The organism is Erwinia sp. AC075, assembly GCF_979253995.1.
This window is the reverse complement of record NZ_CEEDEU010000001.1, coordinates 2,352,924-2,373,256: the sequence shown is the minus strand read 5'-3', so window position 1 is coordinate 2,373,256 and position 20,333 is coordinate 2,352,924. Positions and strand designations below refer to the sequence as shown.

The 20,333-nt window shown below is 56.0% G+C and carries 17 protein-coding genes; 11 read left to right on the top strand and 6 right to left on the bottom strand.

Annotation, left to right across the window (positions count from 1 at the left end):
• Positions 1 to 31 precede the first annotated feature (31 nt).
• Positions 32 to 943: a DMT family transporter gene (locus AC0IXH_RS11190; RefSeq protein WP_134823667.1), complete on the bottom strand. Its 912-nt coding sequence runs from the start codon at positions 941 to 943 to the stop codon at positions 32 to 34.
• Positions 944 to 1,125: 182 nt separating this feature from the next.
• On the opposite strand from AC0IXH_RS11190, the gene AC0IXH_RS11185 reads away from it, so the two are divergent.
• From AC0IXH_RS11185 to AC0IXH_RS11150, 8 genes are all read left to right on the top strand, one after another.
• Positions 1,126 to 1,989 (top strand): helix-turn-helix domain-containing protein, encoded by an 864-nt coding sequence (locus AC0IXH_RS11185; protein ID WP_471720432.1) that lies wholly within the window; start codon positions 1,126 to 1,128, stop codon positions 1,987 to 1,989.
• A 119-nt stretch (positions 1,990 to 2,108) separates the two neighbouring features.
• Positions 2,109 to 2,315, top strand: a complete 207-nt coding sequence (locus AC0IXH_RS11180; RefSeq protein WP_071822104.1) for a hypothetical protein — start codon at positions 2,109 to 2,111, stop codon at positions 2,313 to 2,315.
• 120 nt (positions 2,316 to 2,435) lie between these two features.
• The gene (locus tag AC0IXH_RS11175) at positions 2,436 to 2,933 is read left to right on the top strand and encodes a DUF1198 family protein (RefSeq protein WP_105759518.1); all 498 of its coding nucleotides are present in this window, start codon (positions 2,436 to 2,438) and stop codon (positions 2,931 to 2,933) included.
• Between the two features lie 421 nt (positions 2,934 to 3,354).
• Positions 3,355 to 4,080 (top strand): gluconate 2-dehydrogenase subunit 3 family protein, encoded by a 726-nt coding sequence (locus tag AC0IXH_RS11170; RefSeq protein WP_471720431.1) that lies wholly within the window; start codon positions 3,355 to 3,357, stop codon positions 4,078 to 4,080.
• A 67-nt stretch (positions 4,081 to 4,147) separates the two neighbouring features.
• Positions 4,148 to 5,917 (top strand): GMC family oxidoreductase, encoded by a 1,770-nt coding sequence (locus AC0IXH_RS11165; RefSeq protein WP_265911676.1) that lies wholly within the window; start codon positions 4,148 to 4,150, stop codon positions 5,915 to 5,917.
• A gap of 11 nt (positions 5,918 to 5,928) precedes the next feature.
• Positions 5,929 to 7,182: a c-type cytochrome gene (locus AC0IXH_RS11160; protein WP_471721145.1), complete on the top strand. Its 1,254-nt coding sequence runs from the start codon at positions 5,929 to 5,931 to the stop codon at positions 7,180 to 7,182.
• Between the two features lie 254 nt (positions 7,183 to 7,436).
• Positions 7,437 to 7,898 carry an RcnB family protein gene (locus AC0IXH_RS11155; RefSeq protein WP_471720430.1) on the top strand — a complete coding sequence of 154 codons (462 nt, stop codon included), beginning with the start codon at positions 7,437 to 7,439 and terminating at the stop codon, positions 7,896 to 7,898.
• 248 nt (positions 7,899 to 8,146) lie between these two features.
• Entirely contained in the window at positions 8,147 to 9,796 is a 1,650-nt protein-coding gene (locus tag AC0IXH_RS11150) for a methyl-accepting chemotaxis protein (RefSeq protein WP_471720429.1), read from the top strand.
• Positions 9,797 to 9,910: 114 nt separating this feature from the next.
• On the opposite strand, the gene AC0IXH_RS11145 is transcribed toward AC0IXH_RS11150, so the two are convergent.
• The 3 genes from AC0IXH_RS11145 to AC0IXH_RS11135 all read right to left on the bottom strand — a co-directional run bounded on the left by AC0IXH_RS11145 (position 9,911) and on the right by AC0IXH_RS11135 (position 12,306).
• Positions 9,911 to 10,330: an RcnB family protein gene (locus tag AC0IXH_RS11145; RefSeq protein WP_471720428.1), complete on the bottom strand. Its 420-nt coding sequence runs from the start codon at positions 10,328 to 10,330 to the stop codon at positions 9,911 to 9,913.
• A gap of 236 nt (positions 10,331 to 10,566) precedes the next feature.
• A complete protein-coding gene (locus AC0IXH_RS11140) occupies positions 10,567 to 11,343 on the bottom strand; it encodes an SDR family NAD(P)-dependent oxidoreductase (RefSeq protein WP_013201231.1) in 777 nt (258 codons plus the stop codon).
• 63 nt (positions 11,344 to 11,406) lie between these two features.
• Positions 11,407 to 12,306: a LysR family transcriptional regulator gene (locus AC0IXH_RS11135; protein ID WP_053146196.1), complete on the bottom strand. Its 900-nt coding sequence runs from the start codon at positions 12,304 to 12,306 to the stop codon at positions 11,407 to 11,409.
• 97 nt (positions 12,307 to 12,403) lie between these two features.
• Between AC0IXH_RS11135 and AC0IXH_RS11130 the strand changes: the two genes are divergently transcribed.
• The gene (locus AC0IXH_RS11130) at positions 12,404 to 13,264 is read left to right on the top strand and encodes an aldo/keto reductase family oxidoreductase (protein WP_471720427.1); all 861 of its coding nucleotides are present in this window, start codon (positions 12,404 to 12,406) and stop codon (positions 13,262 to 13,264) included.
• Positions 13,265 to 13,299: 35 nt separating this feature from the next.
• Here AC0IXH_RS11130 and AC0IXH_RS11125 read toward each other — a convergent pair whose 3' ends face one another.
• Positions 13,300 to 14,439 (bottom strand): iron-containing alcohol dehydrogenase, encoded by a 1,140-nt coding sequence (locus tag AC0IXH_RS11125; RefSeq protein WP_471720426.1) that lies wholly within the window; start codon positions 14,437 to 14,439, stop codon positions 13,300 to 13,302.
• Between the two features lie 65 nt (positions 14,440 to 14,504).
• Positions 14,505 to 14,897 (bottom strand): hypothetical protein, encoded by a 393-nt coding sequence (locus AC0IXH_RS11120; protein ID WP_082267278.1) that lies wholly within the window; start codon positions 14,895 to 14,897, stop codon positions 14,505 to 14,507.
• A 452-nt stretch (positions 14,898 to 15,349) separates the two neighbouring features.
• Between AC0IXH_RS11120 and pqqU the strand changes: the two genes are divergently transcribed.
• Both pqqU and AC0IXH_RS11110 read left to right on the top strand, forming a co-directional pair.
• Positions 15,350 to 17,503 carry a TonB-dependent receptor PqqU gene (gene pqqU, locus AC0IXH_RS11115; protein ID WP_471720425.1) on the top strand — a complete coding sequence of 718 codons (2,154 nt, stop codon included), beginning with the start codon at positions 15,350 to 15,352 and terminating at the stop codon, positions 17,501 to 17,503.
• Positions 17,504 to 17,649: 146 nt separating this feature from the next.
• On the top strand, positions 17,650 to 20,040 hold the full coding sequence (locus AC0IXH_RS11110) for a glucose/quinate/shikimate family membrane-bound PQQ-dependent dehydrogenase (protein WP_013201237.1): 2,391 nt from the start codon (positions 17,650 to 17,652) through the stop codon (positions 20,038 to 20,040).
• Positions 20,041 to 20,333 lie beyond the last annotated feature (293 nt).

The following is a 20,333-nucleotide window of genomic DNA, read 5'->3' as shown; positions in this document are numbered from 1 at the left end:
GGAGCTCAGGAGGCACCTTGAGCTTTTTCTCTCAGGAAGACTTCGGCAGTGGCGTAGTGCGGCCAACGCGGAAGAAACCGGGTTTAGCAAACATCACCAGATTCCCCAGCAGGATCAAGACCAGGCCAATCACCGCGTTCGCATGCCAGACGTAGCCTTCGTACAGCGTGGACAGGGTCAGCGCCACCAGCGGGAACAGCAGGGTGCTGTAGGCGGCCTGGCTGGCACCAATGCGGCCAACCAGCGTGAAGTAAGCGCCGAAGGCGATCACCGAACCGAAAATCGCCAGATACAGCAGCGATCCCAGATAGCGCACCGACAGGTCCGGCATAAAGCGATCGCCGTTAAACAGGCTGATGGCGGCCATTACCAGCGCACCGTAAAACATCGCATAGGTGTTGGTCGAGAGGATTTCCAGCCCGCGACGCTGGTGGCGGGTGCTGATCATATTGCCCAGCGAGAAGCCGAAGGTCCCCAGCGCGCTGAGGCCGATGCCGATCAGCAAAGACGGCGCCATCTGGGTGGCCATCAGGTCGTGCCAGAACAGGGCGATAATGCCGATGATGCCCAGCGCGGCGGCCGGTAACAGATTGGGATGCGGACGCTGGCGGAAGAACAGCATGCTGTTCACCGCGTTATACAGCACCGCCATTGAGAAAATCACCGACTCCAACCCGCTGCTGATATAAGACGCCGCATGGTAGAAGCAGACAAAGTTAAAGCCGAATACGCAGCAGCCCTGTAACAGGCAGTAAAGGTGATCCTTCAGGCTGATTTTGCGCAGCCGGCCCGCCAGGCCCAGCACGATGACCATCGCCAGCGCCGCCACCAGAAAGCGCCAGAAAATGGAGACGGTAACCGACACCACGCCTTGCTGCATCACAATGGCTATCCATGTCGTCCCCCAAATCACCACCACCAATGCGTATAAAATTCCGTTCATCCTGACACCTCAAAACCGCGTTTAATTGCCGCCAGTGTGTCAGTTGCCATGCCGTGTCGCTTTCAGCAGCCTGCGCAGACTTGCATATTCTTGCGGTTATTTTCGGCTTGCGGGGATAAGCGCTGGAATCTGCTCCGGCAGCTCCTTAAAATACGGCTTTGCCTCCACCTTCAGGTATCGTTATGCCCCAGCCCTATCAGGCTTTTGAAAATCTGCGTCAGCATCGCGCGCGCCTGCAGGGCAGCGTGCAGCTTGGCTCGGGTATTCAACTGGCGGCATGGCGTAATGACTTTGACTGCGTCCGGCAGCGTAGCGATCACCACACGCTGAGCCTGTACGTAGAGGGCGGAGTGAACACCTGGCATAAAACCCGTTCCGGCTGGCAGAACGGCGGCGGTCCGGACCGTTTTTGCCTGATGCCCGAAAACAGCGAATCGGTCTGGGATATCCGTTCCGAATTCTCCTTCGTGCATCTCTACTGCACCGATCGTCATCTGCGCCATCTGGCCGAGCAAATCTGGGATAAAAGCCCGGCCAGCATTTCGCTGGATGAAAAGGTGTTCAGTGAGGATGTGCGCATTACCCAGCTGTATCGCCATTTTTTACTGAGCAGCGACTGGCAGCAGAATGCCAACCATCTGATGCTCAGCAGCGCCTCAACCCTGTTGATGACCCATCTGTTGCAGCATTACAGCGAGGTGCTGTGGAAGTTGCCCGCGGTAAGAGGTGGGCTGGCCCCGGCGGTGTTACGCAACATTATGGCGTTTATCGAAGAGCACCTTGCCAGCCCCTTAACGCTGGCCGAACTGGCGGTGCAGGCGGGACTCAGCGAGTTTCATTTTGCGCGGATGTTTAAGCAGTCCACCCAGCGGGCACCGCATCAGTACGTGATGCAGCGGCGGATGGCCAAAGCGGAACAGCTGGTGCGCGGAAGTCCGCTTCCACTGACCGAAATCGCGCTGGCCTGCGGGTTTAACTCTTCCAGCCATTTCAGCAACCGCTTTAAAAGCGTGTATGGCTGCACGCCGTCCACGCTGCGGGGCTAGCCTGAGGCTTATCCTGGGGAGCTTTCTGAATTTGACGGAAAGGCGAATATAAAGACATTTTTAACAGTCGACCGGGTGTACTGTCTGTTTGTCGGGTAATTTATGACAAAGAGATAACAATGGGCGATTACTATTATCTGGAGCAGAAAGCGCGCCAGGATGCTCTCAAAGTTGTCCACCGCTCAGGCTGCCTGAAGCTAAGCATTCTGAAACGACAAAGAGAGTTTTTGGGCACGTTTTATACCTCAGCAGATGCATTACTTACAGCAAACAAACGTTATGGTAGCAGCCGCTTATGTCCACTGTGCTGCATGAAGAAGCGTTAATTCAGAGGCTGCCTTCGGGCAGCCTTTTCTCATTGTTGCAAAGGCTGACAGGCTGCTGTTACTCTGACGCCCCGCAGAATCGCCGTCCTTGAGCGGCCCGTGTCTGGAACAGGATAGTTAATGATTTGGCTGATGCTCGTGACCCTGGTTGTGGTCTTTATAATTGGTTTTCGTGTGCTGAATTCGCAGACCCGGCGGGCCAGCAAAGCGCTGACTAAGCGGTTGAATCTGGAACCGGTGTATGTGGAGTCATTGATCAATACCATGGGACGCGAGGCGGGCGAAGAGTTTGTGCAGTATCTGGCGCGGGATAATGAAGCCCATATCGCCAACGGGGCCAGCGTGCTGTTGATCTACCAGGTGTTTATCGTCGACGAGTCCGACGAAAGCCTGATGTTCTGGCGCGGCGTGCTGCGTAAAGCCTATCTCCCGACCGAACTCAGCAATGAACACGTCAGGCTGGCGATGTCATTCCTGCGCGAGCTGGAACCCGACGCGCAGGAAATGCTGGCATTTCGTCAGCGCTATAACGCCCGCTTTGCACCGCCAGAGGATGATTCCCCTGATGAGCCGCACAATAATGTCTATTCCCTGCATTCGCGCCTCGATCGTCACTGATTTCCGCTTATTCCCGTTACTGCTGAATTTCTGAATAAGCGGGAATTCAGTGCTCAGTTGTTTTATATTTGTTAATATCATGATCCTCTCTGGTTAAATAATAAAAAAGGCGTCAGACGAATTTTTTCCATTTATTTAATGGGGGTATAGTCACGCTTTTGAATTATTCCCGGATAATCACAAGGGATAACTGGCCCTAATCAGCATAAAAATAGGGGTTATGCGGTTTTTTTAACCATAACAGGCCTTTATCATTTTCATGCTTAAATTTAACAACGTGATAAACATTTAACTATAAATAAACTGAATTCAAATTTTACATTTTGTAACCCTCCTATCCATAACATTACGTTCAGCACTGTCGATAACCATACTTATTAACTCAAATTACATTTTATTAGCATGTGAGAGTCGTGATGTTATGCTCCTTCAAAAAGAAACTACCCGTCGTAAGTTTTTAATAGGATCGCTGTTGGCATTACCGCTAGGCGATATGGTCCTGAAAGGTATTACTGCAGCCCAGGCTGCGGAAATGGCCGCACCCGAGCTGGTCGATTATAAACCGATCTTTTTTAGCGCCGATGAATGGCAATTCATCATGGCTGCGTGCGACCGCCTGATCCCGGCTGGCGGCAAAGGCAAAGCACCTGGCGCACTGGAAACCAACGTGCCGATCTTTATCGATCAGCAAATGCACGGCGATATGGGATCTGAAATCTATATGCAGGGGCCGTTCAACACCCACGCGCCTGCCACGATGGGCTATCAAATCCCGTTCCGTCCTCAGCAGATTTACAAAACCGGTATCAAGCTGATTGAGGGCTGGTGCCAGTCTACCCATCAAAAATCCTTCCATGAACTGTCTGATGCGGACAAAGACGCCGTGCTGACTCAGGTTCAGAAGAACACCATCAGCTTCGCCGATCTGGGCGAAGAGGCACTGAAAGGATCGCAGTTCTTTAGCGAGCTGCTGGCCGATACCAAGCACGGTTACCTGGCCGATCCTATCTATGGCGGAAACAAGGGGATGAAGGCGTGGATCGCCATCGGCTTCCCTGGCGCGCGCGCCAGCTTTACCGAATGGGTGAAGCAGCACAACGTGCCGTATCCGCTGGGCCCGGTCAGCCTGTTAGGTATGCAGGCCTGAGTGCGCTAATCACGCTGATTGCGCTAATCGCGCTGACTCCGTTTTCTGATGAGTGACAGGATTTAAGATGGCAACTGTAAATAAAGAAGAAGTCGACGTCGTAGTCGTCGGCCTGGGCTGGGCTGGCTCACTGATGAGTATTGAGCTGGCGATGGCCGGGCTGAAAGTCCGTGCGCTGGAACGTGGTGGCGATCGCGGCTACGAAGAGTTCAAATATCCAAAACCGGCGGATGAGTACGCTTACGCGGTCCGTAATAAAGTGATGGCCACGCCGGCGGAAGCCGCGGTGACCGTACGCTACAACATGAGCGAAACCGCGCTGCCAACCCGTAAATGGGGCGCGTTCGCACCCGGTACCGGCGTCGGCGGATCGGGCCTGCACTGGACGGCGGTATTGATCCGTCCCACGCCAACCGATCTTAAGCTGAAAACCTATGCAGACGAGGCCTACAAGCCCGGCATTCTGCAGGAAGATATGCGCATCATGGACTTCCCGTTCACCTGGGATGAAATCGAGCCGTATTACACCAAGTTTGAACATATCTGCGGCCAGTCCGGTAAAACCGGTAACCTGCGCGGCCAGATTATGGAAGGTGGCGATCCGTTCGAAGGGCCACGTTCAGAGCCGTATCCACTGCCCGCACTGGAAGATACGCTGAACAGCAGCATGTTTGCGGAAGTGACCAAAAAAATGGGGTATCACCCGTTCCCGAACCCATCTGCTTGCGTTTCCCGTGCCTGGACCAACCCGTATGGCAACCAGATCGCGCCGTGCAACTACTGCGGTTACTGCAGTAAATATCCGTGCCTCAACTACTCCAAAGCCTCGCCACAGACCGCGGTGATGGATGCGTTGAAGCGTATGGATAACTTTTCCTACGAAGTGCATGCCAACGTGATGAAAGTGGTGCTGCATGATGATAAGAAAACCGCCAAGGGCGTGATCTACATCGATGCGCAGGGCAACGAATGCTTCCAGCCAGCGAAAATCGTGGTGCTGAGCAGCTTCCAGTTCTGTAACGTGCGCCTGATGCTGCTGTCCGGCATTGGCCAGCCTTACAACCCAATCACCGAAGAAGGGGTGATCGGTCGTAACTATGCCTTCCTGAGCAACGGCGGCTCGACGCTGTTCTTCAAAGACAAAAACTTCAACCCGTTCGCTACCGCAGGCGCCACCGGCCAGATGTTTAACGATCTGTCACCGGGCAACTTCGACGGTCCTTCTCTGGGCTTTATCGGCGGCGCGAAAATTCACAGCTCGCAGGCGACCGGTACGCCAATCAGCACCGCCTTGCCGAAAGGCACTCCGGCATGGGGAACCGGCTGGAAAGAGGGGATGGAAGAGTGGTACGGCCATTCGATGAAGATCAGCATCACCACCACCTGCCAGTCCTACCGCGATATCTATCTCGATCTGGATCCGAACTACAAAGATGAGTATGGCTATCCGCTGCTGCGTATGACTTTCGACTGGAAACTCAACGAGCTTAAGCTGCAGCAGCACCTGAAGCAGATCGTCGGCAATATCACCAAAGAGCTTAATCCGGACAGCTACAGCGAAAGCTTCCTGCCGATGGATGCGCACTTTGACCTGACCAAATACGTCTCGACCCACAACGTCGGCGGCGCGGTGATGGGCGATAATCCGAAGACCTCTGCGCTGAATAAGTACCTGCAGAGCTGGGATGTTCATAACGTCTTTGTGCCAGGCGGTAATGCGTTCCCGCAGAACTTCCAGGCGAACCCGACCGATACCATTGGCGCAATCACGCTAATGGCGGCTCAGGCGATCAAGGATCACTATCTGAAAAATCCCGGCCCACTGGTACAGGCGTAAGCGATATGAAGATGACATTAAAAAGTTTGGTTCTGGCCAACACGCTGCTGCTGGGCACAGGATTTTGTCAGCTGGCGCAGGCAGACGATGCGGCGCTGGTAAAGCAGGGGGAATACATCTCCCGTCTGGGCGACTGCAGTGCCTGTCACTCGATTCCGGGCAAACCGGCATTCTCCGGCGGCCTGGCGATTGAGTCGAACCTCGGCACGATTTATTCGACCAATATCACGCCGGATAAAGATCACGGGATTGGCAACTATTCCGAGCAGCAGTTCTCTGATGCGGTGCGTAAGGGCGTGCTGCCAGACGGCAAGCGCCTGTATCCGGCAATGCCTTATCCGGACTACGCGAAGATCAACGATCGGGATATGCACGCGCTTTACGCTTACTTTATGCAGGGCGTGAAGCCAAGTGCCGACGTGCCGCCGGAAACGGATCTGAGCTTCCCGTTCAGCCAGCGCTGGGGAATGCGCTTCTGGAACTGGGCGTTTGTGTCCGACAAGCCGTTCCAGCCTATCGGTGGGGCCACGGCGGAAGTGAATCGCGGTGCCTATCTGGTGGAAAGCCTCGGTCACTGTGGCAGCTGCCATACGCCGCGCGGTCTGGGGATGAACGAGAAAGCGCTGGATAGCGGTGACGACCAGTTCCTCGCCGGGGGCAACCTCAACGGATGGGAAGTGCCTTCCCTGCGTGGTCTGCCACACTGGACCGGGCAGGAAACCGTCGACTATCTGGCAACCGGCCGTAATGACAAGGCGGCTGTGGGCGGCGAGATGACCTCTGTGGTTGAGCACAGCACCTCGTACATGAGCGATGCCGACCTGAAAGCGATTGCCGCTTACCTGAAGTTTATTGGCGGCAACCCGGCGGCACCTGCCGCGCAGGAAACCACCATCAGCCCAACGGAAGCGAAGCTGACGGCGGCGAAAAACCTCTCTGCGGGTGAGCGTCTGTATCTGGACAACTGTGGCGCCTGTCACTTTGTCACCGGTAAAGGCGCACCGGGCGTGTTCCCGCAGCTGGACCAGGCGACCATCGTTAATGCCGGCGATCCGGGTGGGTTGATTCATACCATTCTGGCCGGGGCGCAGCAGCCTTCAACGGCGAAAGCGCCCTCCACGCTGGCGATGCCAGGCTTTGCCAACCGTCTTAGCGATGATCAAGTGGCGCAGTTAGCGACCTTTATACGCCAGGGCTGGAGCAACAAAGCGTCGGCGGTTACCGCTGACCAGGTGGCGAAAGTCAGAGAATCGCTGAAGAAGTAAGGGATTTTCGGGCACCACATACAGAGAGAGGCTTCGGCCTCTCTTTTTTTTATGCCGCTTTGCCCTCTTAACACAAATCATTCGCGTCTGGAAGGTCCTTAATTCGTTCATAGTGTTAAGGAAGTGATAAGAAGGGGTAAAGTAGCGTAAGTCCATGGGTTTTAAGACATTTGGAGATATTCAACCGCCTGAGCTTAGCCGATAGTACCACTCAACGGCGGCACGAAAGCCGGGTGAAAATCGAGGATACAAAAATGAAAAAAACGACTCTGGCACTGTTAATGACCGTCTTTACGGCAAGCACCCTGTTCTCCACTGTTTCTCAGGCTGATGGCCCTCCGGGACAGCCATGGCATCAGCAGGGCGGCCATGATGGACACGGCGGCCCTGACGGCCACGGTGGCGGCCCAGGTCGTGGTCCGGATCGCGGACATGACGATCGCGGTCATGATAATCGCGGTCACGACAATCGCGGCCCGGATCGTCATTACGAATCTCGCGACCGCTTTGCGTGGCAGGGACACGACTTCCGTCGTGGCGACCGCCTGCCACCGCACTATCGCTACGATGATTACCGCGTCAATGACTGGCACGAACGTGGCCTGCGTGAACCCCCGCGGGGTGAAAATTGGGCTTACATCGACGGCAACTATGTGTTGATTGCGGCGGCAACCGGGGTTATTACCTCAATCCTGTTAAATAACGCCTTCCACTAGTCCTTCTGACGGCTGGCCTCTGCGCCAGCCGTTTTGCGTTTCCCCTTACTTTTCAGCCCGCTACAACCCCGCATTTTATATCCTTCCTTCAGGGTAAAGTTTCGCCGCTCAACTACCGATAACCCCTGTAAGGCCGTTCTCTGACCTTAATTCCAGCTTAGATCCGACGGCTGCTTCACCTGTAAGGGTAAGGGCGATGTCTGTCAGCTATTTATACGGCACCAGTGAAATCACGTTGAGGTTTCAGCATGACTATTACAAAAAGACTGTTCTTTATTTTTTCCCTGCTCGCCGTGGCCCTGTGCCTGCTGGCCGGGTTCTCTCTCTATGCCATCACCGGGTTCCAGAACAGATTTGAATACGTTCAGTTGAACGCCATTCCCAGCATCAAAGATTTGGATAAGGCTATCAGCACCGCCAGCAAGCTGAATCTGGCGCTTTACGAGCATCAGAGTGAAGCGAACAACAGCAAGCAGAATGAATTTGAGAAAAAGATTAACGAACAGATTGACCTGTTAAAAACCCAGACCGATTACTATATGGCGAACAATATCTCCAGCGATGAAGATAAAGCCATGACCGTCGATGCCCTGGCGAATATCGAGGCGATCAAAGCGGTGTTGCCGGCCTTTATCACCGCTTCACTGGCGCATAACGATGCGGTTACCCTGCCGATGATGCAGGGCGAAAGTGGAATTGGCGCGGCCGTAAATAAACTGACCAGGGAACTGAAAGCGCAGATTGAGCTGAACATTCAAATCGGCGAAGGGCTACGCAAAGAAAACAGCGCGACTTACAGCCGCGTGTTCTGGGGATTACTGAGCTTCTCTGCGGTCGTGATCCTGCTGATGGGCGCACTGGCGTGTAAGACCATCTTCGGCGTGCGCCGCAGCCTGAACAGTATTCAGCAGGTGATGGTTGAGACCAGCGAATCGCTGGATCTGACCCGTCTGGCGGACGACAGCCGTCATGACGAGATTGGTAAAACCGCCTTCGCCTTCAACGCCCTGATGGCGCGTGTGGCAACTGCGATGACCGCCGTCACCGCCTCGGCGCAGTCCGTCAGCTCGGCTTCAACGCAGATTGCCGCCGGTAACGAAGACCTGTCTGCCCGTACGGAAGAACAGGCTGCCTCACTGGAGCAGACCTCTGCCAGCATGAGTACCCTGAACGACACGGTGAAGCAGAACGCCGAAAACGCCAAACAGGCCAGCCTGTTAGCCAGCAACGCCAACGAAATGGCCGAGCAGAGCGGGAATGCGGTGTCCTCAATGGTGAAAACCATGGACAACATTAAGGCCAGCTCCAGCAAAATCTCCGACATCACCGGGTTAATCGAAGGCATTGCCTTCCAGACCAACATCCTGGCGTTAAACGCCGCGGTAGAAGCGGCACGTGCGGGTGAGCAGGGTCGTGGATTTGCCGTGGTCGCCAGCGAAGTCCGTAATCTGGCACAGCGCTCATCGGTGGCAGCGAAAGAGATCAAAGATCTGATCGTCACCTCGGCGCAGCTGGTGGAAAGTGGCGCAGTGCAGGTGGCGAACGTCGGCGATAATATGGCGAAAGTGCAGGGTTCGATCCGTCAGGTGGCCGATATCGTTGGTGAAATGGCGGCGGCAACCTCTGAGCAGAGCCAGGGCATTGAGCAGGTGCATCTGGCCGTGGGTCAGATGGACTCGGTGACGCAGCAGAACGCCGCGCTGGTGGAAGAAGCGTCAGCGGCTTCCCAGTCGTTGCAGGAACAGGCACTGACCCTGAGTAATCTGGTGGGTGCGTTTAAGGTGCAGGCCGGCAGCGCAGTCGCCGCCGTTCATCAGCCAGCCGTGGTGAAATCACCGGCCAGGGCGGGAAAACTGATTAAGCCTGAACTGGCTACCGATAACTGGAGCTCGTTCTGATAGCACGGCCTGACGCCGCCTGATTTGCTCAGGACGTGTCAAAGCCATAAAAAAGCCCCGCCAGAGCGATCTGGCGGGGCTTTTTATTGCCCGCTTAGCGCGGGATCTCAGCGCTTACTGATGGGCAATGATAGAAGCAATCACACCGGTGCTGATGGCAATCAGGACATAGTTGCCATCAACATTCTGCCAGCGGTGACCGGCCGGTGGCGCCTTCAGGCCACGCTGATGCCAGTCGTTGACCTGGTAACCTTCACCCCGGTATTTCTGCGGCAGTGGGCGACCCTGATGGAAGTCATTGTGATGCGACTGTTTGTGCTGCGGCTCGCGGTGCTCGGAAGCACGCTGTGGCTGTGCACCGTGCGGATTACCCTGCGGCTGGCCGCCGTGCTGATTGCCACCCTGCGGTGGACGTTTCACTGGCTGCTGCTGGTGCTGATCGTCATGACCCTGCTGTGGGCCTTCGGCAAATACGCTCAGGCTGGTTGAAGCAAACAGCAGCGCAGAAAGGGCAATAATTCCTGATTTTTTCATCTTTTTTTCCCTGTGGGTATGGAGCAAAAGTCGTGTTGATGCAGACAATTTGGGGGGCAGGGAAAGGAAGAACAACCTGAATACTCCTAAGAATGATGATCTTAACGGTAAATTTACACTTGCTTAGCGCAACGCTAACGGAGGAGGGGCAAAAGGGGCGAAATCGGGCGCTGAAAGCGGGTGAATAGTGCCAGTAAATACGGCGAACACGCGCCACCGCAGTGGCGCATTGTGGATCAGAATGGGGTTTCGACCACACCGCCGTCGACACGTAAGGCGGCACCGGACGTGGCGGAGGACAGCGGTGAACAGACATACACCACCATATTGCTAACTTCTTCGACGCTGGCGGCACGCTGAATTACCGAGGTTGGGCGGTTAGCTTTGACAAATTTCGCGCCCAGCTCTTCCAGATCGGCACCCTGATCCAGCTCTTTCTTAAACATCTCTTTGAAGCCATCGGACAGCGTCGGGCCGGGCAGCACGGCATTTACCGTGACGCCGGATCCGGCAACCGCTTTAGCCAGTCCACGAGAGAGAGCCAACAGCGCGGTTTTGCTGACGCCATAATGGATCATATCGGGAGGGATATTCACCGCAGATTCAGAAGAGAGGAACACCACGCGTCCCCAGCCTGCCTGCTTCATCGCCGGCATATAGGCACGGCTCAGGCGCACGGCGGACATCACGTTGACGTCCCAGATCTTTTGCCAGGTATCGTCGGTGGTTTCAAAGAAATCCCCCTGCGGGAAAATCCCGACGTTATTGACCAGCACGTCGCAGGTGGGCTCGGCGTTGATCAACGCCTGACAGCCCTCTTCCGTCCCCAAATCCACCACATGACCGCGCGCATTGTTGCCGAGTTTTTTCACCAGCGAATTCACCTGATCTTCGCTGCGGCCGGTGACAATCACCGTTGCGCCCGCAGCCGCCAGACCTTCCGCAATCCCTTTACCAATCCCCTTGGTTGAGCCGGTGACAATCGCCGTTTTGCCGGTTAATTCAATCTTCATGTCGATCTCCTTTTGGGTCGCAAAAGAGATAAGTGTAGACAAGCGAAACTGCAAACCCGGCTCTCAGTCACATTCCCCAACAAAATCAATAAATGCCCGCAGCGGTGCCGGGATCAGACGGCGGTCGGGATAATAGAGCCACGGGCCGGGGAAGGTCAGCCACCACGGCTGCAAAATGGGTTCGAGTTCGCCGCGGGCAAAATAAGGTTTCAGCCACTCTTCGAACAGGTAAACGATGCCGCCGCCAGCGATGGCGGTATCCACCGCCAGGTCGACACCGGCGCCAATGCTGACCAACAGCGCGGCGGGCGGCTTAACCCGCACGTTTTCTCCCTCACGCTCAAATTCCCACTCCGGCTCCACGCCGCTGGCGAAGCGACCGCGCAGGCAGCGGTGCTGTATCAGATGGTGTGGATGGGTTGGCCGTCCGGCCTGATTGAGGTAATCCGCTGAGGCGGCCAGCGCAAACCGTTGCTTGCGCGGGCCAATCGGAACGGCAATCACATCCTGCTCCAGCTTTTCGTTGTAGCGTATGCCGGCATCACAGCCCTCGCGGAACACATCCTGCACGTTGCTTTCGGCGACTATCTCCAGCTGGATGTCCGGGTAGCGCGCCAGAAATGCCGGCACGATCGTCGGCAGGATCAGCCTTGAGACGCTTATCGGCACGTTTAAACGCAGGGTGCCTGAAGGCGTGTCGCGATAGCGATTAATGTCATCCAGCGCCGACTCCATCTCGTTCATAGCAGGCATCAGCCGCGCCATCAGCGCTCTACCAGCGTCGGTCAACGAGACCGAACGGGTGGTGCGGTGAAACAGCCGGATGCCCAGCTGCTGTTCCGCCCGTCTGACCGCATCGCTCAGCCGCGAGGGATTGCTGCCGGTAACGCGTGCCGCTTCGCGAAAGCCGCCGGCTTTGGCTACCGCCACCACCGCATGAAGCAGGGAGATATCGAGTTTCATTGTCCGCCTTATCGTACAGTCTGTCGTGATTCTGCTGGATAGTTGCACAGACTCAGCAGGGCTACAATCATCAGGTCATCAACTCTGGAGGTTTGTTATGTCCGATCTTTCGCTTACCTTTCCCCTCGCGGGTCGTCAGATTAACCGTATGGGCTACGGCGCTATGCAGCTAGCCGGTCCGGGCGTGTTTGGCCCACCGGCCGATCGGCAGGCCGCCATCAACGTGCTGCGTGCGGCGGTCGACGCCGGCGTCAATATGATTGATACCTCGGATTTTTACGGCCCGCATATCACCAATCAGTTAATCAAAGAGGCGCTGCATCCCTGGCATGAAAGCCTGTGCATTGTCACCAAAGTCGGTTGCTTCCGGGATGAGAAGGGCGGTTGGCTGCCCGCGTTTAGTGCCGATGAGCTGGCGCGCGCGGTGGACGACAACCTGAAAAATCTGGGCGTTGATGTGCTGGATGTGGTGAATCTGCGCAGCATGTTCAACGTTCAACAGCCGCAGGAAGGCTCGCTGGACGCGCCGTTGCAGGCGTTGATAAAACTGAAGGAGCAGGGGCTGATCCGTCATATTGGCCTCAGTAACGTTACGCCGAAACAGGTTGCCGATGCGCAGGCAATGACCGAAATCGTCTGCGTGCAAAACCTGTATAACCTGGCTAACCGTCAGGACGACGAGCTGGTCGATAGCCTGGCCGCGCAGGGCGTGGCGTATGTGCCGTTCTTCCCGCTGGGTGGCTTCAGCCCGTTGCAGTCTGCCGGGCTGACCGACGTGGCGAAAAGCCTGAATGCCACGCCGATGCAGGTGGCGCTGGCATGGTTGCTACAGCGTTCGCCAAATATCTTGCTGATCCCCGGTACCTCGTCGGTGGCGCATTTACATGAAAATATGGCGGCGAAGGATCTGCACTTACCGGCGGAGGCGCTGGAAAAACTGAATGGCATGAGCGCTTAACGGCAGGCCAGGGAAGGCCCGCCCGCCGTTGGCGATCAGGCGACGGAGTACGCCTGCTCCAGCATAAAGCGTTGCTGCTCTTCGCTGTAACTCACGATTGAATTCTTGCTGTTGGAACGCGCCAGTATCCAGTTGATTTCTTCCGCCGTCAGCGGCTGGGCATCGTGCCAGAAAGGCGTGATGGCATTATCTTTCAGCCAGTGAACCAGCATTCTGGCCGGCGGCAGGGTAAAGCCAGGGAACAGCGTGGCCGCCAGATCCGCCATCAGTTCCTGTTGCTGTTCATTTTCGCTGTCGTTCAGCAGCGTCAGGAAAGGCAGCAGTAAGCGCCCGCACACTTCCCCGTGATGATAATCCTTAATCGCCCCTAATTCCCCGGCGATGCCGTGGATCACCCCCAGCCCGGCCATGCTCAGGCTTAAGCCGCCCTGCCAGGACGCCAGCATCATCTGCTCACGCGCCAGATCGCCCTGTTCATCTTTGCGGTTCAGATGTGGCCAGGCGCTGATAAAGGCGCGCATGCCGCTCAGCGCGGTCTGACGGCTGAACAGATTGCCTTTACTGGAAAGGTAGGCTTCAAACAGATGGGTGAAGGCGTCAATTGCGCAGCAGGCCAGCACATGCTCTGGCGCGCCGCGCAGCAAATCGGGGTCGAGAATGGCAATATCAGGTACAAAATTGGCGTGACGCAGCGAGGCTTTGACCTTGATGTCGGCCTTGTCGGTTACCACTGCGTTTTGCGTCACTTCGCTGCCGGTGCCGGCAGTTGTCGGGATGGCGATCAGCGGCAGGGTTGCGCCGGTAATCGGCGTATCACCGACTTTTTCAAGATAGCGCAGGGTATTCAGTGGGTGCTGGCTCAGCGCCGCAAAGGCTTTCGCGGCATCCAGTACGCTGCCGCCGCCAATGGCCACCACGCGTTGCACCTTGCCGCGCCAGCGACCCACCCAGCCATCAATCTCCGCAGGAGAGGCCTCATGGCTGACTATCTCATGGCCCAGCAGCAAAGGTTCCAGTTCGGCTTTCAGCGCGTCCCACGCGCCGCCTTGCAGAAATGAACGGCCACAGAACAGCAAAGTGGGTTGCGGATCGTTTTGCAGCAGCGGCAGCAGCTCGCGCAGGCTTCCACGGCCAAAATAGGTGTGGCGGTTGGCAATCATCTGGCTGGTGGTCATTGAGGTTTCCAGTAAGGTCAGAATCAGAGCCTACAAACTAGCAAGCTCGCAGGACGGGATAAAGATCAGATTGAGCGGGAAGGGCAGTTAAAGGTCAGCACCTTATCCTGCGGCGCATTGACCACCATAAAACGCGTATCGGAAAGCCGCATCGCCAGCCAGCCTTCTGGCGTGACCGCCGCAGGCACATATTTCTGGCGATCGGCGGAGTGTAATGGGCCACTGTTTAAGGTGAGATCCGGCACGGTGACGCTAAAAGAGGTAAAGCGATCGACTATTTTGCCCTGCACATTGCCCAGCACGCGGCCATCCAGCGTTTGCGCCTGGCCTTCACAGACCATGCCTTTTTCGCCGGATGAACAGCCGGTTAACAGCGCCAGCGCGGCAAGCAGCGGCACAGCGAAAATTGCCGGGTTGAGACCCGCGCACAACGGTCTTTTTGACTCCTGCCAGCGCATAATGCGTCCTTTTTTTCGGGTGTTCCTCTGAGTATAGCGGGGAGTGTGTTAAATATCGCCTGGCCTGAAACCCGGTAAAGATCAGGGGTAAAAGCGCTGATTTAACGCAAACTGCCCGGTGTATTATCAATTTGTGGGGTTCGACTGAATCAATTCAGCAAAATGCGTAACAACAGTTCGCAAAGCAATTATTGAGTGCTACAATTCCGCCCGATTTTGACACTTTCCCCCTGTTTTCCGCATCTGAACAGCCGTTTTACTCGACTGATTGCGCTATCACCCTCATTCCGTAGGGGACATTGACGGGCAAGTTTCAAAACGTCTTGTATACTTTTGCAGCATGATGCACGCGTCTTATCGCATAACGGTGCTTACGAAAAGTCCGGCTTTTCGTGGCCATTCTGACGGTGAGGCTTTGACGGCTAACTTTAAAAAAATAACGAACCGATCCTGTGAATAACAAAACGTCTGCTTTTCTCTTAACGCCGCTGTTTCTACTTCAGCCTGCGCTGAGCTATGCCCAGTCAACGGCTCCGCAGAGCTCCACCGACAGCCCCTCCGAAGGCTCGCTGATGGTCATTAAGCAGCGCAGTGGCTTATCCGAACTGGATACTCCGGCCGCGGTCAGCGTGGTCAGCGGTGATGATTTACGCAACAGCACGGCGCAGGTCAATCTGTCCGAGAGTCTCGGCAGCGTGCCTGGCCTGCAGATCCAGAATCGTCAGAACTATGCACAGGATCTTCAGCTGTCCGTCCGTGGCTTTGGTAGCCGCTCGATGTACGGCGTTCGTGGCGTGCGCGTCTATGTTGACGGCATTCCGGCCACCATGCCCGACGGGCAGGGGCAAACCTCCAATATTGATATCAACTCGATTGATAAGGTCGAAGTGCTGCGCGGCCCCTATTCGGCCCTGTACGGCAATGCCTCCGGCGGCGTGGTCAATATCGATACGCAGACCGGCAGCCAGCCAACTACACTGACAGCAGGCACTTACTTCGGCAGCTACGGCAGCTGGCGCAACAGCGTTAAGGCCAGCGGATCGACCGGTGACGGCAGCCATGCAGGCGATGTGAATTACACCATTTCCGGCTCCCGCTTCACCACCAACGGCTACCGCGACCACAGCGGCACGCAAAAGAATCTCGGCAATGCCAGGCTCGGCGTACGGATTGATGATGTCAGCACCTTAACGCTGATGTTGAACAGCGTCTCGGTCGATGCCAACGATCCCGGCGGCTTGACGCGCGCCGAATGGAAAGACAATCCCCGCCAGTCTCCGCGCGGTGATACCTATAACACCCGTAAGAGTCTGGATCAGACCCAGGTGGGCATGCGTTACCAGCGCGAGATGAGCGAAAACGACCAGCTAACGCTGACCACCTGGCATGGCGAGCGCCATACCACGCAGTATCAGTCTATACCTGTCGCCGTGCAGAAAAATCCGGCCTATCCGGGCGGGGTGATTGTGTTGGAACGTAAATACTCCGGTATTGATACCCGCTGGAAGCATCAGGATCAGATTGGCTCAGTGCCGTTCAGCGTTATTGGCGGCCTCGATTACGAAACCATGACCGAACGTCGTCAGGGCTTCCAGAACTATGTGATCGATAACGGCACCACCGAGCTGGGTGAGAAGGGCGAGCAGCGCCGGAACGAGAAGAACGTCATGTGGAATCTCGATCCCTACCTGCAAACCAGCTGGGATCTGACCCCGAAATGGACGCTGGATGCGGGGATGCGCTACAGCACCGTCAGCTTTGACTCTACCGATTATTACGTCACCACCGGAAACGGCGATGACAGTGGCAGCAAGCGCTACCACAAACTCCTGCCGATGGGATCGCTGAACTACGCGGTGACCGATGCCTGGAACGTCTATCTGTCCGCCGGACGGGGCTTTGAAACGCCAACCATCAATGAGCTTTCCTACCGCTCGGTGGATGGCAGCCAGACCGGGCTGAACCTCGGCCTGAAGCCGTCAACCAGCGACACCGTGGAACTGGGCAGCAAAACCCGCATCGGCTATGGCCTGTTGACCGCCGCCGTGTTCCAGACCAACACCGATAACGAACTGGTGGTGGAAGACAGCAGCAACGGACGTTCAGTGTATAAGAACGCCGGCAAAACCCGCCGTCAGGGCGTTGAGATGTCCTTCGACCAGCAGTTTGCTGAAAACTGGCAGATGAAAATGGCGTGGACGTATCTCGATGCCACCTACCGCAATTCGACCTGTGATGACAGCGGCAGCTGTACGCCATCCGGCAACCGTCTGCCGGGCGTGGCGAAAAATATGGGCTACGCTTCTCTGGCCTGGGCACCGGAACAGGGCTGGCACGCCGGCGCTGACGTGCGCTATATGGGCAGCATTCAGGCCGACGATGAAAACGACGCTAAAGCGCCGTCTTACACCGTGGTTGGCCTGAGCACCGGTTACAAATTTGGCTGGGATAAGTGGTCTCTCGACCTGTTCAGCCGCGTCGATAACCTGTTCGATAAAGCCTATGTTGGCTCGGTTATCGTGAATGAAGGCAACGGCCGTTACTACGAGCCGGCGCCGGGACGAAATTACGGTGTGGGCGCGTCGCTCTCCTATTCGTTCCTGTAATACAGAATCCAGCACAGCCTGCCGTGTTGCCAACGCAAAACGGCGGGTACAAAACACCGGATGGATAAGATGGTTAAACCGGGTGTTTTTTGCGATTTAGCATACGATCTAAATCGAAGACGTTAAATTTTGGTAAGGTCCATACTATGCAAAGTAAAGCACCGTTATCACGAATCCTCGTGATCCTTACGGCTGTGTTTGCCGTCCTCAGCGGGTTATACCTGCTGGTTGGCGGTATCTGGCTGGCCAAGCTTGGCGGCTCGTTCTATTACATCATCGCTGGTGTGATTGAACTGGTTGTTGCCTGGTTGCTGTTCCGTCGCCGCTCATCAGCGCTATTGCTGTACGCGGTATTCCTGCTCGCAACGCTGATTTGGTCGTTGTGGGAAGTGGGGTCCGATTTCTGGGCACTGACGCCACGTCTGGACGTCACCTTCTTCCTCGGCCTGTGGCTGGTGCTGCCGTTTGTTTACCGTGGTCTGAGCCAGGGCAAATTTGCCCGTGGCGCACTGAGCCTGGTACTGGTGGTGACGGTGATTGCGCTGGCTTACTCGGTGTTCAACGATCCGCAGGAAATCAACGGTTCCCTGAGCCCGGAGCAAGCGGCGAACATTGAGAAGTCTGGCGACGGCATCGCTGCCGGTGACTGGCCAGCTTATGGCCGTACCCAGGGCGGTACGCGTTACTCGCCGCTGACGCAGATCAACGACAAGAACGTTGGCCAGTTGAAGGAAGCATGGACCTTCCGTACCGGTGACATGAAGCGCCCAACCGATCCAGGCGAACTGACTGATGAAGTCACGCCGATCAAAATTGGTGATTCCCTGTACCTGTGTACGCCGCACCAGATCCTGTTCGCGCTGGACGCAGCAACCGGTAAAGAGAAGTGGAAATTTGATCCACAGCTGAAAACCGATCCGTCCTTCCAGCACGTGACCTGTCGCGGTGTGTCTTACTACCAGACGCCGGATGTGGCAACGCTGCCAGCAGGCACCAAGCCTGCCATGTGCGCACGTCGCATCATCCTGCCGGTTAACGATGGTCACCTGTACGCGCTGGACGCGGAAACCGGCGCGCTGTGCCCGGAATTCGGCGAAAACGGCAAGCTGAACCTTCAGCAGAACATGCCTAACGCCCGTGCCGGTGCTTACGAGCCAACCTCTCCGCCAATCATCACCGACAAGGTGATTGTGGTGGCCGGTGCCGTAACCGATAACTACTCAACCAAAGAGCCGTCTGGCGTGATCCGTGGTTTCGATGTCAACAGCGGTAAGCTGCTGTGGGCCTTCGATACCGGCGCTAAAGATCCGAATGTCCTGCCGGGTGAAGATCAGCACTATGTGGCTAACTCACCGAACTCATGGGCACCGGCGTCATATGATGCCAAGCTGGATCTGGTTTATCTGCCAATCGGCGTGGCGACGCCGGATATCTGGGGCGGCAACCGTACCCCGGAAATGGAGCGTTACGCTTCTGGCCTGCTGGCGCTGAACGCGACCACCGGTAAGCTGGCGTGGTTCTACCAGACCGTGCACCACGATCTGTGGGATATGGACGTACCGGCTCAGCCGACGCTGGCGGATATCAACGACAAAAACGGCAACAAAGTGCCGGTCATTTATGTTCCGGCGAAAACCGGTAACATCTTTGTGCTGGACCGTCGTACCGGTAAAGAAGTGGTTCCTGCACCAGAAACGCCAGTGCCACAAGGCCCGGCGAAAGGCGACCGTCTGTCACCTACTCAGCCGTATTCTGAGCTGACCTACCGTCCGAAGAAAAACCTGACCGGTGCGGACATGTGGGGCGCAACGATTTACGATCAACTGATCTGCCGCGTGATGTTCCACAGCCTGCGTTATGAAGGTCCGTTCACACCGCCTTCAGAGCAGGGTACGCTGGTGTTCCCGGGTAACCTGGGCATGTTCGAATGGGGCGGCATCTCTGTTGATACCGATCGCCAGATCGCCGTGACCAACCCAATGGCGCTGCCGTTTGTTTCCCGTCTGATCCCACGTGGTCCAAACAACCCACTGTGGCCAGATGCCAACGACAAAGGTGGTAGCGGTACAGAAACCGGTGTTCAGCCACAGTATGGCGTGCCATACGGCGTGACCCTGAACCCGTTCCTGTCACCACTGGGCTTCCCTTGTAAGCAACCGGCCTGGGGCTATGTGTCTGCGGTTGACCTGAAAACTAACGATATCGTGTGGAAAAAACGCATCGGTACCGTTCGTGACAGCTCACCAATTCCACTGCCATTCAAAATGGGTATGCCAATGCTGGGCGCACCAATCTCTACAGCGGGTAACGTGATGTTTATTGGCGCAACGGCAGATAACTATCTGCGTGCGTTCAACGTGACTAACGGTAAATCCCTGTGGGAAGCGCGTCTGCCAGCGGGCGGCCAGGCAACTCCTATGACCTACGAAGTGAACGGCAAGCAGTACGTGCTGATCGCTGCGGGTGGTCATGGTTCCTTCGGCACCAAGCTGGGCGACTATATCGTTGCTTATGCGCTGCCGGATGATGCCAAGTAATCCTTGATAAGGGCGAACCCCGGTTCGCCCAATCTTCCCCGTTCATCAGGGAAGGCCAATAATAAGGACGTCTGCGCAATGCAGGCGTCTTTTTTTTGGCAATAAAAAGGGCAAAAAGATGAAGGCAACCTTAAGTTTTCATTTTTTTTTCCAGTGCCTGAATTTCCCCCGCTGCCCGCAATTGCCTCGCGAAAGTAAACCCAACCTAAACCCCGTAACTGATTTCCTGCCTAAATTCTCACGCCTCGAACAATCTTAATTTTTAGCTAAGGAATCTCCTATATCGTTCAGCA